The organism is Microbacterium sp. NPDC091382 (genome assembly GCF_044757025.1).
Classification (GTDB): domain Bacteria; phylum Actinomycetota; class Actinomycetes; order Actinomycetales; family Microbacteriaceae; genus Microbacterium.
On the sequence record NZ_JBIVUD010000003.1, the window covers coordinates 414,085 to 427,677 of the forward strand.

Below are 13,593 nucleotides of genomic sequence, written 5' to 3' on the forward strand. Positions count from 1 at the left end.
GGATACACGTGTGTCCCGTCAATGAATGAGGCATTAGAAGTCACCGATGTTCACGACCGGGCAATGTCGTGTATACATGTCACAACACGTATGACGTAACACCTAACTGGGGGAAGCCATGCATCGATTGACCGCCGTATCCATCCGACACCCCCGTGTCGTCCTCGCCGTGTGGGCGACGCTCTTCATCGCCGGCGCGCTGCTCGCCCTTCGGCTGGACGGTGCGCTGAGCGGCGGGGGGTTCACCAATCCACGAGCCGACGCCCTGCAGGCGCAGGCCGTCCTCGAGGAGAAGTTCGATGAAGCCCCCAACCAGCTCGTGATCGTCCTCTCCGCGGCCGACCCCGTCACCGACGCCGCTATCGATGAGGCGGCCGACCTCGCCCGTCAGGCCGGGGCCGACCGGGTCACCCTGCCGTCGGAGCAGGCGGCCCTGGCCTCCGACGACGGGCGAACGGTCGCCGTCGTGGCGGGGTTCACAGCGGACAGCACGACGGTGCAGAACCTCGTGCCCGAACTCCAGGCATCCCTCGACGAACAGGGCATCGCTGCCGACGCCTACGTGACCGGCCAGCCTGCCCTCGACTACCAGCTCAACGCGCACTCGAAGGCGGATGCGATTCGCGCCGAGCTGATCGTCTTCCCGATCCTCATCGTCGTCCTGCTTCTCGTGTTCGGATCCGTCGTCGCGACCATCCTGCCCCTGCTTGTCGCCGGATCGGCTCTGATGATCTCGATGGGCATCGGCACCCTCGCGACCGGGGTCACCGAGATCTCCAACCTCTACACGAACATCGTCTCGATGATCGGGTTGGCCGTCGCCGTCGATTACTCGCTGTTCATCATCAAACGCTTCCGCGAGGAGCTCGCGGCCGGAAGGTCAACGCCCGACGCGATCCACGTGACGATGGCGACCGCCGGTCATTCCGTCCTGTTCAGCGGGTTCGCGGTGGCCCTCGCCCTGTCAGCGCTCTTCGTGCCGCAGGTCATGGCGCTCACCAGCATCGCGCTCGGCGGCATCGTCGTCGCGCTCGTCGCGCTCGCCGTCACCATGCTCGTTCTGCCTGCAGGTCTCGCTCTGCTCGGCACGCGGATCGACGCCGGCCGGCTGCCCTTCTCATCGCGAAAGAAGAAGCGAGTGTCCGCCACGGGCTCGGCCCGCATCCGCCGCCCCGGGCTGGTCGGTCTCGCCGGCGCCGCTGTCATGATCATCGCCGCCCTGCCGATCGCCGGGCTTTCGCTCCAATCGCCGGTCGCCAGCGCGACGGTGCTTCCCGCGGGCGACCCGGCACGCGCCGGCCTCGAACTGCTCGAGGCCGACATCGGGCAGGAGGGCCTCTTCCCGGTGGACGTCATCCTCACCTTCCCCGAGGGGACCACGGCCGCCACCGCGCTCGCCGAGACCGGAGAGGCACGGGATTGGCTCGTCGATCATTCGGGCGTCGACGGGGTGCTCGACGTGACGCAGTTCGCCCCGTCCGGAAGCCCGCTCGCCCAGGCGTTGGGTGACGGCACCGTCCCGGCCGAGGTCGAGCGCCTCTGGAGCTCGACGAACGGCACCATTGCCACGCGACTGCTCGTGACGACGTCGGAGGGACCGGATACGGTCAGCACTCACGACCTCGTGAAGGACGTCCGCGCCGACCTCGCCGGCCGCATCGACGGGGGAGCGGACGTCGCCGTGACCGGTGCCACCGCGCAGGGTGTCGACTTCGACGAGACGATCATCGGCAGCATCCCCGCCATCGCCGCCATCGTGCTCACGCTGACCTTCATCATGCTCGCACTCGCCTGGCGGTCGGTGCTGCTGCCCCTGCTGGCGCTTGTCTTCAACCTGCTCGTCGTCGGGGCGAGCGTCGGACTGCTGACGCTGGTCCAGGGAGCGATCAGCGACGTCCCCCTGAACTCCGTGACGCCCATCCTGCTGTTCGCCGTGATGTTCGGTCTGAGCATGGACTACATGGTGATCATCATGTCCCGCATGAGGGAGCTCTACCGAGGCGGGCTGGACTACGAGCAGGCGGTCCTCCAGGGCGCGGCGCGGACCCGGGGGATGATCAACAGCGCCGCCGTCATCATGATCGCCGTCTTCCTCTCGTTCATGACGGCGCAGATCAGCATCGTCCGCGAGATCGGGATCGGACTGGCGATCGCCGTCGCGCTCGATGCGGTCGTCATCCGGATGCTCGTGATGCCGAGCATCCTCCGGGCGATCGGACCGCGGGCGTTCGGACGACGCACCGAGCCGGAGCCGGCGGCGGATCCCGACGCGGGCCTGGAGGCTCCGACCCGGGAACCCGCGCTCACCTGAGCGGGAATGCCGGCCGGTGGAGCTCCTCCCCCCCCGGACGCCGGCCGGCGTTCCTCACCTGGCACACTGGGTGCAGAGCGACACCCGCGATCGACCCGAACGGCTGGACGAAGCATGACCGACACGGCGCTGACGCCTTCTGAGGCGGACCCCGCGACCCTCGCACCCTTCGAGCTGCGCTACCTCGTGCTCGCCGCTCAACGCGAAGGCAACCGTGCGCTCGGACGGCAGCTGGCGCCGCTCGGCCTCACCTCGTCGCAGTTCGAGATCATCCTGGTGCTCGACCAGTACGGTCCGGTGTCGCTCAAGGAGCTCGGCGAGCTCATCGTCTGCGAGACGGGGAGCCCCAGCCGGATCGTCGACACACTCGTCAAGCGGGGGTACGTCGAGCGCACACCCCACGTGAAGGATCGGCGGGCCCTCGAGCTGAAGCTCACCGACGCCGGACGTCAGATCGTCCCGCAGCTGCGCGAGATCGACCGGGTCATCGACGAGGGTGCGCGTCTGCTCCTCGACCCCGCCGACCTCGCGGGCCTCGCCACGGCGCTGCGCATGTACCTCGCGGGAAGCGAGTCCGGCGCCGTGCTCGATCGCCGATTCCACGGCGCCCCGCTCGCGGAGGACTGACGGCAGCCTCGGTCAGACGAGCTTCTCGAAGACGAGCGTCGCCTGGATCCGGTCGCCGCCGCCGAAACCCGTGCTGCCCGATGATGCGGTCGTGATCGTGTGCAGTCGGTATCCGAGGGCCGCCTGCGCATTGATCGCCCGCTCGAGCTCCGTGAGGTTCCCCGAGCCGCTGCCGAAGAACTTCTCCTTCAGCACCACCTGCAGGACGACGTAACTCATGCCCGCCTGCGCCGGCCGCGGCTGCGCGCCGGACACCGCGTCGGCCTGCGCCTGCGCGATGAAGCCGCCGATCCCGGGCTGCGGGCGAGGAGGCGGCTGCGTCTGCTCGGTCCAGGCGGTCCCGTCCCACCACCGCATCGTGCCGGAACCGTCGTCGTACCATCCTGCTGCCGTATCGCTCATGCGGTCACCGTAGCGGGACGGATGCCGCGGGCAGAAGTGCGTCAGGCATTACCGCTGAGCAGCCACATCATGAGGGCGCTCGTCGAGATCAAGCCGGTGACCGCGGCGATCGATCCGAGCGAACCGCCCACCAACGCCATCACCTTCGACTGGCCGCGCGTGAGGGCGTAGATCCCGAGCCCGAACGCCGTCAGACCGAGGAGCAGACCGAGCCACGGGACGAGCCCGGTGAGGAACGCGACGATCCCGACGACCAGGGTCGCGACCGCGAGTCGGTTCGACGGGCGCGCAGCGGCGGGCTGACTCATCGGCGTCTCGGTCATCTTTCCCCTCTCATCGGGTGGTGCTCACGCTACCTCGAAGCGATGGCGGAGGCCCTCCTCGCAAAGGAGGGTGCGACAACTCGGTTCGCCCGCGAGGGCATGTGGGCCGAGGGGGAGTCCTGGGCAGCCGGCGGCGCCTACCTGACCCTGACGACCTCACCGAACCTGTCGACCACCGTGCACGACCGGCGAGCCCCCGGGGTCAACCACCTCGCCTTCTCGGGCGGATCCCGAGCCGATGTCGACGCGATCATCGCCGCCGCGCCCGAGCACGGCTGGCGTCCGCTGTACCAGGAGCGGTATCCGCACGCCGGCGGACCGGATCACTACGCCGGATGGCTCGAGAACTCCGCCGGATTCAAGGCCGAGGTCGTCGCCGGCGCCCCCTGACAGTCGGAGCACGACAGCGGTGCCAGGATGGTCCGGTGGCCCCTGACGTGAACGCGCTCCAGAACCATCCCGGCGACGTCGAGTACCCCGTCCGATCCCGTCGCCGCTACGCGCAGGCCCTCGAAGCCAAGCGCAAGGCCGACCCCGCCGAGATGCGCCGACGCGCGCTGCCCGTCACCCTGATCGCCGCCCCGTTCGGCATCGCGGCGTTCATCCTGTCATTCGTGTGGGAGGTCGACGAGATCATCGTCAACTTCTTCATGTTCGCCCTCGGCATGGCGGTCGGCCTGATGATCGCATCGATCATCCTCGCGAAACGGGATGCCGGTGCTCCCCGCCGCGCGCAGCTCGCCTACATCGCGGCATCCGGTCGGCAGCCCGTCACCGCGCGGCAGCAGCAGATCCTCGCGCTCGACGCGGCGAGCGACTTCGCCGTGCGCGGCTGGAACAGCTCGCTCGCCTTCACTCCCACCTTCGCCGAACTCCCAAGGGAGCTGCGCGCCACGCATCAGGACGGCGAGAAGGGTTCGCCGTGGTTCTCGCTGCCCGTCACGCCGCTCAAGCAGCTGCGCGGCGCGCTCGACGAGCAGTTCAAGATCGTCACGAAGGCCGACGCCGAACTCCTCGTCGCCGACACCCTCGCCATGGGCCTCAACTCGCAGCGATTCGCCGAGATCGCGCACAGCGACAGCGCCGAGCACATGATGTCGCGCGTCGCCGCACTCACCGAACTGCCCGTCTTCGACATCCAGGACCTCGCCCGCGGCAGCGAGGAGACGCCGGCGCGGCTGCTGCTCGCCGCCGATCTCGAGCGCGGCATCGGCGGCATCCGCTACGCCTACGTCGCGGGCTACCTCACCGCCGACGAGACCTGGACGCTGCTCGAGCCGCTCGCCGAGAAGGCGTTCACCACCTACCGCAGCTGGGACGAGTACTGGCGCGAGGTCCTCATCGCGACCGCATTCCGCACCGACTCGCTGCAGGCCGTGCAGAGTCAGCGTGACGCGCTCGCCGGGCTGCGCACGTCACCCTGGCCCGCGGCATCCGTCGCCTGGCCGACGAACGGAGCGCGCGCATGAGGGTCACGACCGACCTGGCTGAGATCGACCTCGACGTCGTCCACCGATGGCTGTCCGAAGGGGCCTATTGGGCGCTCGGTCGCCGTCGCGAGACCGTCGAGCGTGCCGCGCAGAACTCGATCAACTTCTGCGCCCTCGACGACGACGGCACGCCCCGCGGATACGCCCGCGTCGTCACCGACTCGGCGACCTTCGCATGGCTGTGCGACGTCTACGTCGAGCCGGGAGCGCGAGGCACGGCCGTCGGCAAGGCGCTCGTCGGAGCCGTCGTCGACACGCTCGATCCGATGGGACTGAAGCGCACGCTCCTGGTGACCGCCGACGCGCACGGGCTCTACGAACAGTTCGGCTTCGAGCTGTATCCGAATCCCGAGAGGGTCATGCAGCGCGGCGGCTGACATCCGCGGTCACTTCTCGACCGCGCGGCCCTCCGCGATCCAGGAACCCGTGCCGCCCTCGACGTTCGTCGTCTCGAGGCCGTGGTGCTCGAGGAACGCGGCCGCACGGGCGCTGCGTCCACCGGCCTGGCAGATGAGGTGCAGGTCGTCGAGCTCGCGCAGCTCGTCCACGTGGTCGGGCACCGTGGCGAGGGGGATGTTGCGGGCGCCGGGCACATGACCCGCAGCGAACTCGTCGGGTTCGCGGACGTCGATGATGTTCGCGGGGGAGGCCTCGGCCAGCTGCGCGGTCGTGATGGAGTGCATACCTCGATGGTCGCAGATCAGAGCGGATGCCGGGCGGTCAGGCTCGTCAGATGATGTTCCAGCAGGCGACGGGCGTGAGTCTCGGGATCGGCTGGATCCGCCCACAGCAGGTGCAACGCGAGCCCGTCGAGAAGCGCCTGCAGACGGAGCGTCTCGAGGGGTACGTCGATGTCGTCGCGCAGGTCGAGTTGACCCAGCGCGACACCGCAGATCAGCCCGACGCCCTCGTGCAGGTCGCGCACGCTCTCGGTCAGGGTCGTGTCCGTCAACGCGAGGCTCCCCAGCTGCAGCTGAGCGATCAACTCGATGCGTCGGGTGGCGTCGAGCGGCAGCAGCTCGAAGAGGAGGGCGATCGCCAGCGGCATCCCTTCGCCGGTCAACCCGGTCACGCGCGCCGCGACGGCGTCGTGGATCCGCTCGACGCAGTATCGACGGAGTGCGAGCTGCGTCGGGAACGCGCGACGGAGGGATGCCGTCGCCAGCCCTGCCTCTTCCGCGACCTTCCGCACCGAGAGCGCGGCGAGTCCGTCGCGGGCCAGGACGCGCATCGCGGCATCCCCGATCGCGCGGTCGCGCTCGTCATGATCGATCAGTCGCGGCATGCACTCATCATGCCGCGACCGCGGGTGCCTTCTTCGGCCACACGGTGTAGCTGAGCGCCCAGAGGGTGTCGACGGCGACGATCACGCCGAGGATCGGGAAGAACCGCAGCAGCTCCGACGTGCGTTCCGGGTCCCCGACCAGCAGTATCAGACCACCCAGCACGGCCGCCGCGATGGCGACGGCGAGCAGCGTGCGGGGGACGTCCTTCCAGCAGGAGCGTGCGTAGTCCCACCCGTAGCGCGCGGGGCGCGGCTCCGCGCCGCGGAACCACTCGGCGAACTTCGCATCGGCCCACGCGACCATCCGGTGTCCGTAGGCGACCGAGATACCGATGTACAGCGCGGCCAGACCGTGGTGCCACGAGGCGGTGCCGCCGCCCAGCAGATCGACACCGACGAGCATCAGCAGGATCACATCGATGATCGGGGCCGCGAGCAGGAGAGCTGCTCCGAGACGCGGTCGACGGAAGACGTAGCGGGCGACGAGACCCGCGACGATCGCGAGCCAGAAGCCGATTTCGCAGGCGATGATCGCCACCAGGATCACGGGAGGTCCTTTCGTCCGAACGAGTCCGATCAAATTAGCACGACTGTACTATTTAAGTCGGATGCGGGCGCGATAACGTTCCCTCATGATCCCGATCGAGAACCTCCTCGCCTTCGCCCTGGCGTCGATCGTGATCATCGTGGTCCCGGGCCCCGGCGTCCTGTTCGTGGTGGGTCGCTCCATTGCGCTCGGGCGTCGCGCGGGCGTGCTCAGCGTGCTCGGGAACTCCCTCGGGAACATCCCTGCGATCCTCCTCGTCGCGTTCGGCGTCGGGGCGATCGTCGCCTCGTCGGTGATCGCCTTCACGGCCATCAAGGTCGTCGGCGCGATCTACCTCGTTTATCTCGGGGTCCAGGCGATCCGGCACCGGAAGCTTCGCGCCGAGCGGGATGGGCGCGGATCGGCATCCGTCATCACCCTCCTGCGCCAGGGGTTCATCGTCGGGCTCACCAACCCGAAGACCATCGCGTTCTTCGTCGCCGTCCTCCCGCAGTTCGTCTCGCGCGACGCGGGTCCGATCTGGGCGCAGCTGCTGCTGCTCGGCCTCATCTTCCAGGTGCTCGCGGTCATCTGCGACAGCACCTGGGCCCTCGCCGCCGGCACCGCACGCACCTGGTTCGGTCGGTCGCCGCGTCGGCTGTCCACCCTGTCGGGCGCGGGCGGCGTCCTCATGATCGGGCTCGGCGGCGCACTCGCCCTCACCGGCGCGAAAAGCTGACCAACGGGAATGTTCCGGCGCCCTGATGCGCTGGAACTCCCCATGACGAACAACACGAAGCCTGCACAGTCGTCCGGCACGTTCCGCATCGGCGGAGACCTCGAGGTCAACCGCCTCGGTTACGGCACCATGCAGCTCACCGGCCCCGGCGTCTGGGGTCCCCCGAAGGATCACGACGAGGCCATCCGCGTGCTCCGCCGCAGCGTCGAGCTCGGTGTGAACTTCTTCGACACCGCCGAGTCCTACGGCCCCTACGTCGCCGAGGAGCTCCTCAAGGAGGCCCTGCACCCGTACGGCGACGACGTCGTCATCGCGACCAAGTCCGGCCTCACCCGCACCGGCCCGAACGTGTGGCCCCCGCTCGGACGCCCCGAGTTCCTGCGCCAGGGCGCGGAGATGAGCCTCCGCCGCCTCGGCCTCGAGCGCATCGACCTGTTCCAGCTGCACCGCATCGACCCGAAGGTTCCGCTCGAAGACCAGGTCGGCGAGCTCAAGAAGCTGCAGGACGAGGGCAAGATCCGTCACATCGGCCTGTCCGAGGTCTCAGTCGATGAGGTCAAGGCCGCGCAGGAGATCGCCGAGATCGTCACGGTGCAGAACCTCTACAACCTGCAGCACCGCGACGCCGAGGCCCTCCTCGACTGGTCCGAGGAGCAGGGCATCGGCTTCATCCCGTGGTTCCCGCTCGCCACCGGCGGCCTGACCGGACCCGACTCGCCGCTCACCGACATCGCCGAGCGCAAGCACGCGACGCCCGCGCAGGTCGCGCTCGCGTGGCTGCTCAAGCGCTCGCCGGTCATGCTCCCGATCCCGGGCACGTCGAGCGTCGCCCACCTCGAGGACAACCTCCAGGGCGCCGTCATCGAGCTGACGGACGAGGAGTTCGCCGAGCTGTCAGAGCTCGGCAGCTGAGCCCCGGCATCCCTGGCGTCACGCGTCCACCTCTGCAAGGGTGGGCGCGTGACGCATTTCAGTGGTCAACCCGTCGTCCGGATGTGGACCGGTGTGGTGCGCGCTGAAGACGCGGACCGCTACATCCGGTACGTGGAGCGCACCGGCATGGATGCGTATCGCGCCACCCCCGGCAACCTCGGAGCGTGGCTGCTGACGCGCGATCTCGGCGACGGCCGCACGGAGATCACGACCCTGTCGCGGTGGGAGAACCTCGCCGTGATCGCTGCCTTCGCCGGCGACGACATCGAACGTGCGGTGTTCTACCCCGAGGACGACGAGTTCCTCGTCGAGCGCGACGAGCGCGTCCGCCACTATCGGCAGGCGTGACGTGGCCGTCGTCTCATCGCTGTACCGGTACCCGGTCAAGGGTTTCACGCCCGAGCCGCGCACCGATCTCGTCGTGCAGGCCGACGGCCGCATCGCCGGCGACCGCGTCCTCGCGTTCCGCTTCGCCGACGCGACGGCGCCCGAGGACGACGGCGGCCTCGACTACTGGCCGAAGAGCCGCGGTCTCGCACTCATGGACTTCCCCTCCATCGCCCGACTGCGTGTCGAGGTCGAGGACGGCATCGTCCGCGTGAGCGAGGGCGGCAGCCTGCTGGTCGAGGCGGGTCTCGACGTCGCGGGCCGCCGCGAGCTCGAGGACGCCGTCACCGCGTTCGTCGAGCGCTCGTCGGACGCGAGGCTCCTGCAACGCGAGGGCGTCCTGCCGCTCCGGCTCATCGGCGACGGCGTCACGTCACGGTTCCAGGACCGTGCGCGCGGCTACGCGTCGCTGCACGGCGAGGCGACGGTGTCGCAGGTGGATGCCGCCGTGCCCGCACCCGTCGACGACCGCCGCTTCCGCTCCAACATCGTCGTCTCGGGCACCGCGCCGTGGGAGGAGCTCGACTGGTCGGGCCGCGTTCGCATCGGCGACGTCGAGTTCGAGGTCCAGCGACCGATCGGGCGTTGCGCCGCGATCACCGCGAATCCCGATACGGGCGAGCGCGACGCGCGCCTGCTGCGGGTGCTGACGACTGAGTTCGGTCAGAGCGAGGCGACCCTCGGCATCCTCCTGCTGCCGGTCGGCGACGGCGGCACGGTACGCGTCGGGGATGAGGTCGTGGTCACGTCCTGAACGCGTGGGACCGATCCCATAGACTCTCCGTCGGCTTTCTCCATGGACTCCCCGACACATACACCCGCTCCACCGCGCCGCGACATCCAAGGCCTCCGCGCCCTCGCCGTCCTCGCGGTGATCGGCGCACACGCCGCCGGATGGCCCGCGGGCGGCGTCCTGGGCGTCGACGTCTTCTTCGTCATCTCCGGATTCCTCATCACCGGGATGCTGCTCCGCGAGGCGCGCGACACCGGTCGCGTCTCACTCGGCCCGTTCTACGCCCGGCGTGCGCGCCGGCTGTTGCCCACTGCGGTCACGGTGCTGATCGCCGTCGCGGTCGCCGGCTGGTTCCTGTTCAACCGCGCCCGCGGCGAGCAGACGCTGTGGGATGCCGCCTGGGCCGCCGTGTTCGCCTCGAACTGGAACTTCGCCGCGCAGGGCACCGACTACTTCGCCGACACTGGAGCCGTTTCGCCGCTGCAGCACTTCTGGTCGCTGTCGGTCGAGGAGCAGTTCTACCTCGTGTGGCCGCTGCTGCTCCTGATCGCTGCCGCCGTCGTCGGCCGACGACGCGTCGTGGGGGTGGTGGGTGTCCTCGCGGCGGCGATCGTCGCGGCATCCTCCGGTTGGGCTCTCATGCAGTCGGATTCGCAGGCGACCGTCGCGTACTTCTCCACGCTGACCCGCGCCTGGGAGCTCGGTGTCGGGGCGCTCGTCGCCGTGCTCGTCCCCCTGCTGCGCCGGATCCCTCGCGCACTCGGCGGCGTGATGCAGTGGATCGGTGCCGGGGCGATCGTCGCCTCGCTGCTGCTCATCGACCCGGCGGCGAGCGGCTTCCCCGCGCCGTGGGCGGCCGCGCCCGTCGTCACGACCGCGCTCGCGATCGCCGGCGGAGTCGGCGGAGACCCGCGGCACCGTCACCTGTTCCCGCTGACCAATCCGGTCTCGGTCTTCCTCGGCGACGCGTCGTACTCGCTCTACCTCTGGCACTTCCCGGTCGTGGTATTCGCCGCCGCTGTGCTGCCGGCATCCGAATGGCACCTCTGGATCGTGCTCGGCGCGAGCGTCGTGCTCGGGCTCGCGTCGTACCTGATCGTCGAGCAGCCGCTGCGCCACGCGCCGTTCCTCGGCGAGATGCCGCGGGCCGAGGCGCCCGAATTCGAGCCCGATGTGCCGAAGCCGGTTCCCGTTCCGGTCGTGGCGGCCTCGACGACCCGACCCGCGGGGTGGACGCCGGGGACGCGGTACTACCCGGGCTCGTCGCGCCCCGCGCCCGCGCGGGTCGAGCCGGCCGTCGAGGTCCTTGCCCCGGTCATCGCCGCGCCGGCCCTCGCCCCCGTCATCGAACCGATCGCCGAGCCGCGGGGAAGCAACCTCGCCGCATGGCGTGAGCGGTTCGCCGCGCAGGTCTTTCTCGCGACGGCCGGTCTCGTCGTCGTGGCCCTCGCGGGCGCGCTCTGGGCGACGGCGTCCGGTCACGGTCCGCGGTTCGGCCTGCCCGACATCGCCCCCGCGGCGTCGGCTCCACCGGTCTCGGGCGATCCGACCGCCGATCTGCAGGCTGAGCTGACGGCCGCAGCGAACGCCGACGTCTGGCCCGACCTGAACCCGTCGCTCGACCGGGTCATGATCGCGTCGTCGGCCGCGAACCCCGCGCATGACTGCTTCTCACCGGGTGCGGCTACCGCGTGCGGGTGGGGGAGCGGCGACGCGCCCGTGCACATCTGGCTCGTCGGCGACTCGACCGCGATGGCCTACGCGCCCGCCTTCCGGCGCATCGCGGATGACAGTGCCGGCGGCATCCGGGTGTCCGCGATGGGCATGTACGGATGCCGCTTCACCGACGTCCTCGTCCAGAACGACGACCCGCAGGTGATGGCGGGATGTCAGGAGCGCAAGGCCGCGGTGCGGGCGGCGATCCTCGCCGACGAGCCGGACCTCGTCGTGATGTCGAACGCGTTCACCCTCGGCCAGTCCGTCGACGGTACCGACCTCTCGGCCGAGAACCTCATCGCCGCGCAGCGACGGGAGGCCGCCTCGTACAAGGTGGGCGATCGGATGCTCTATCTCGCCCCGCCGCCGCAGGGCGTCAGCCTCGCCGCCTGCTACACGCCGTCCTCGTCGCCGAAGGCGTGCGACAGCGCGGTCGACAGCACATGGCGTCAGATGGAGGCGGCGTCAGAGCACGCGGCCACGGCCGCCGGCGACCACGCCATGTCCTCGCTGGCGTTCACGTGCGCGGGCGACGTGTGCCCGCCCTTCGCCGGATCGATCCCGACGAAGTACGACCAGACGCACCTGACCGTCGAGTTCGCCGAGCACATCGCGCCTGCGATGCGACAGGCGCTGGACGGTGCGGGCCTGTTGACGGAACGTACCGCCGGCTGAGCCCCGGGCTGCTGCCCCGGGTTAGCCTTGGTCACCATGACCATCCAGCACACCGTCGTCTTCGCACTGCACCACGCGGAGGATTCCTCCGAAGAGAAGACGTTCCTGACGGACGCGCAACGGTCCCTCACGGCCATCCCCGGCGTCCAGCAGTTCCGCATCAACCGTCAGATCAGCCCGAAGAGCGATCTGCGCTGGCAGTTCACGATGCTGTTCGACGACCAGACCGCCTACGACGCGTACAACACCCACCCCGACCACGTCGCCTTCGTCGAGAGCCGGTGGAGCCACGAGGTCCGTGACTTCCAGGAGTTCGACTTCGTCGCCGGCGACTGATCGGGGCGGGCGGGCGTCTCAGCGCTCGGCGCGCGCCTCGGCGAGCGAAGGGTAGTCCGTGTACCCCTCTGCTCCGCCCGTGTAGAAGAGCTCAGGCCGGGGCTCGTTCAGCTCTTCACGCTCCTCCCAACGGGTCGCGAGGTCCGGGTTGGCGATGGCGGGACGGCCGACCGCGACGGCATCCGCCCATCCTTCGAGCACGAGCTCTTCGGCCTCTTCACGGGTCGTCACGACGCCGAAGCCGGAGTTGAGGATCGTCGGAGCGGCGGCCGTGTGACGGATGTGCTGCACGAGGTCGCTCTTCGGCTCGGCGTGCAGGATGTCGACGAACGCCAGACCGAGCGCGGCGAGACCCTCAGCGAGCGCGGTGTAGGTGGCACGCGCGTCGGCGTCGTCGCTCTCGAGGACACCGGGGATCTGGTGCTGCGGCGAGAGGCGGATGCCGGTGCGCTCCGCCCCGACCGCCTCGGCGACCGCACGGGTCACCTCGACGCCGAAGCGCGCACGGTTCTCCGGCGATCCGCCGTAGATGTCGTCGCGCACGTTGGACTCGGGGGAGAGGAACTGGTGGACGAGGTAGCTGTTCGCGCCGTGCACCTCGACACCGTCCATACCGGCCGCGATCGCATTGCGCGCCGCCTGCACGAACTGCTCGACGACCTCGCCGACCTCGGCGGTCGTGAGCGCGTGCGGCACGGGCAGGTCGACCTTCTCTCCCGTGACGGTGCGTCCCTGCCCGGGCGAGGCGATCGCGCTCGGTCCGACGACGAGATCGACTCCCGAGATCGCCGGGTGCGAGACCCTGCCGCCGTGCATCAGCTGCATGACGATCGTGCCGCCCTCGGCGTGCACGGCATCGGCGACACGTCGCCAGCCCGCGATCTGCTCGTCGGTCTCGATGCCGGGCTGCCCCGGGTACGACTTGCCCGCAACGACCGGCCACGTGCCCTCCGTCACGATGAGACCGAGCCCCGCACGCTGGCGGTAGTACTCCACCATCACGTCGTTCGGGACACCGTCCTCGGCAGCCCGCGTTCGGGTGAGCGGGGCCATGACGACACGGTTCGACAGATCAAGGGCGCCGAAGACGGCGGATTCGTACAGGCTCAT

At 69.7% G+C, this 13,593-nt stretch carries 17 protein-coding genes; 11 read left to right on the top strand and 6 right to left on the bottom strand.

All coding sequences use genetic code 11. The features are described from left to right. Nucleotides 1-127: 127 nt before the first annotated feature. Nucleotides 128-2,311, top strand: a complete 2,184-nt coding sequence (locus ACIQLK_RS13510) for an MMPL family transporter (protein ID WP_400365375.1) — start codon at nucleotides 128-130, stop codon at nucleotides 2,309-2,311. A 114-nt stretch (nucleotides 2,312-2,425) separates the two neighbouring features. Then, on the top strand, nucleotides 2,426-2,938 hold the full coding sequence (locus ACIQLK_RS13515) for a MarR family winged helix-turn-helix transcriptional regulator (protein ID WP_400365377.1): 513 nt from the start codon (nucleotides 2,426-2,428) through the stop codon (nucleotides 2,936-2,938). Nucleotides 2,939-2,950: 12 nt separating this feature from the next. Here ACIQLK_RS13515 and ACIQLK_RS13520 read toward each other — a convergent pair whose 3' ends face one another. Both ACIQLK_RS13520 and ACIQLK_RS13525 read right to left on the bottom strand, forming a co-directional pair. Continuing rightward, nucleotides 2,951-3,340, bottom strand: coding sequence for a DUF2510 domain-containing protein (locus ACIQLK_RS13520; protein ID WP_400365379.1), 390 nt, complete (start codon nucleotides 3,338-3,340; stop codon nucleotides 2,951-2,953). A gap of 41 nt (nucleotides 3,341-3,381) precedes the next feature. Beyond that, nucleotides 3,382-3,663 (bottom strand): hypothetical protein, encoded by a 282-nt coding sequence (locus ACIQLK_RS13525; RefSeq protein ID WP_065570082.1) that lies wholly within the window; start codon nucleotides 3,661-3,663, stop codon nucleotides 3,382-3,384. A gap of 42 nt (nucleotides 3,664-3,705) precedes the next feature. Between ACIQLK_RS13525 and ACIQLK_RS13530 the strand changes: the two genes are divergently transcribed. Genes ACIQLK_RS13530 through ACIQLK_RS13540 form a run of 3 tightly spaced genes read left to right on the top strand, consistent with a single transcriptional unit; the run spans nucleotide 3,706 to nucleotide 5,530 of the window. After that, nucleotides 3,706-4,053 carry a glyoxalase gene (locus tag ACIQLK_RS13530; protein ID WP_400365381.1) on the top strand — a complete coding sequence of 116 codons (348 nt, stop codon included), beginning with the start codon at nucleotides 3,706-3,708 and terminating at the stop codon, nucleotides 4,051-4,053. Nucleotides 4,054-4,088: 35 nt separating this feature from the next. Next, nucleotides 4,089-5,132 carry a DUF1266 domain-containing protein gene (locus ACIQLK_RS13535; RefSeq protein ID WP_400365383.1) on the top strand — a complete coding sequence of 348 codons (1,044 nt, stop codon included), beginning with the start codon at nucleotides 4,089-4,091 and terminating at the stop codon, nucleotides 5,130-5,132. After that, nucleotides 5,129-5,530, top strand: a complete 402-nt coding sequence (locus ACIQLK_RS13540) for a GNAT family N-acetyltransferase (RefSeq protein WP_400365385.1) — start codon at nucleotides 5,129-5,131, stop codon at nucleotides 5,528-5,530. Before ACIQLK_RS13535 ends, ACIQLK_RS13540 begins: the two co-directional genes overlap by 4 nt. A 9-nt stretch (nucleotides 5,531-5,539) precedes the next feature. On the opposite strand, the gene ACIQLK_RS13545 is transcribed toward ACIQLK_RS13540, so the two are convergent. From ACIQLK_RS13545 to ACIQLK_RS13555, 3 genes are read right to left on the bottom strand one after another with little or no spacing between them, the layout of a single operon-like run. Further along, a complete protein-coding gene (locus ACIQLK_RS13545; protein WP_400365386.1) occupies nucleotides 5,540-5,836 on the bottom strand; it encodes a rhodanese-like domain-containing protein in 297 nt (98 codons plus the stop codon). 17 nt (nucleotides 5,837-5,853) lie between these two features. After that, nucleotides 5,854-6,438, bottom strand: a complete 585-nt coding sequence (locus tag ACIQLK_RS13550; protein ID WP_400365388.1) for a TetR/AcrR family transcriptional regulator — start codon at nucleotides 6,436-6,438, stop codon at nucleotides 5,854-5,856. A gap of 7 nt (nucleotides 6,439-6,445) precedes the next feature. Beyond that, nucleotides 6,446-6,985, bottom strand: coding sequence for a hypothetical protein (locus tag ACIQLK_RS13555; protein WP_400365390.1), 540 nt, complete (start codon nucleotides 6,983-6,985; stop codon nucleotides 6,446-6,448). Between the two features lie 85 nt (nucleotides 6,986-7,070). On the opposite strand from ACIQLK_RS13555, the gene ACIQLK_RS13560 reads away from it, so the two are divergent. Genes ACIQLK_RS13560 through ACIQLK_RS13585 form a run of 6 tightly spaced genes read left to right on the top strand, consistent with a single transcriptional unit; the run spans nucleotide 7,071 to nucleotide 12,483 of the window. Continuing rightward, a complete protein-coding gene (locus ACIQLK_RS13560) occupies nucleotides 7,071-7,703 on the top strand; it encodes a LysE family translocator (RefSeq protein ID WP_400365392.1) in 633 nt (210 codons plus the stop codon). A gap of 42 nt (nucleotides 7,704-7,745) precedes the next feature. Further along, the gene (locus ACIQLK_RS13565) at nucleotides 7,746-8,615 is read left to right on the top strand and encodes an aldo/keto reductase (protein ID WP_400365393.1); all 870 of its coding nucleotides are present in this window, start codon (nucleotides 7,746-7,748) and stop codon (nucleotides 8,613-8,615) included. 48 nt (nucleotides 8,616-8,663) lie between these two features. After that, complete coding sequence (locus tag ACIQLK_RS13570; protein ID WP_400365394.1) at nucleotides 8,664-8,984, top strand: hypothetical protein; 321 nt, start codon at nucleotides 8,664-8,666, stop codon at nucleotides 8,982-8,984. Nucleotide 8,985: 1 nt separating this feature from the next. Then, nucleotides 8,986-9,777, top strand: coding sequence for an MOSC domain-containing protein (locus tag ACIQLK_RS13575; protein ID WP_400365396.1), 792 nt, complete (start codon nucleotides 8,986-8,988; stop codon nucleotides 9,775-9,777). 42 nt (nucleotides 9,778-9,819) lie between these two features. Further along, on the top strand, nucleotides 9,820-12,147 hold the full coding sequence (locus ACIQLK_RS13580) for an acyltransferase family protein (RefSeq protein ID WP_400365397.1): 2,328 nt from the start codon (nucleotides 9,820-9,822) through the stop codon (nucleotides 12,145-12,147). Between the two features lie 36 nt (nucleotides 12,148-12,183). Continuing rightward, nucleotides 12,184-12,483 (top strand): Dabb family protein, encoded by a 300-nt coding sequence (locus ACIQLK_RS13585; RefSeq protein ID WP_400365398.1) that lies wholly within the window; start codon nucleotides 12,184-12,186, stop codon nucleotides 12,481-12,483. An 18-nt stretch (nucleotides 12,484-12,501) separates the two neighbouring features. On the opposite strand, the gene ACIQLK_RS13590 is transcribed toward ACIQLK_RS13585, so the two are convergent. Continuing rightward, nucleotides 12,502-13,593: an alkene reductase gene (locus ACIQLK_RS13590; RefSeq protein ID WP_400365399.1), complete on the bottom strand. Its 1,092-nt coding sequence runs from the start codon at nucleotides 13,591-13,593 to the stop codon at nucleotides 12,502-12,504.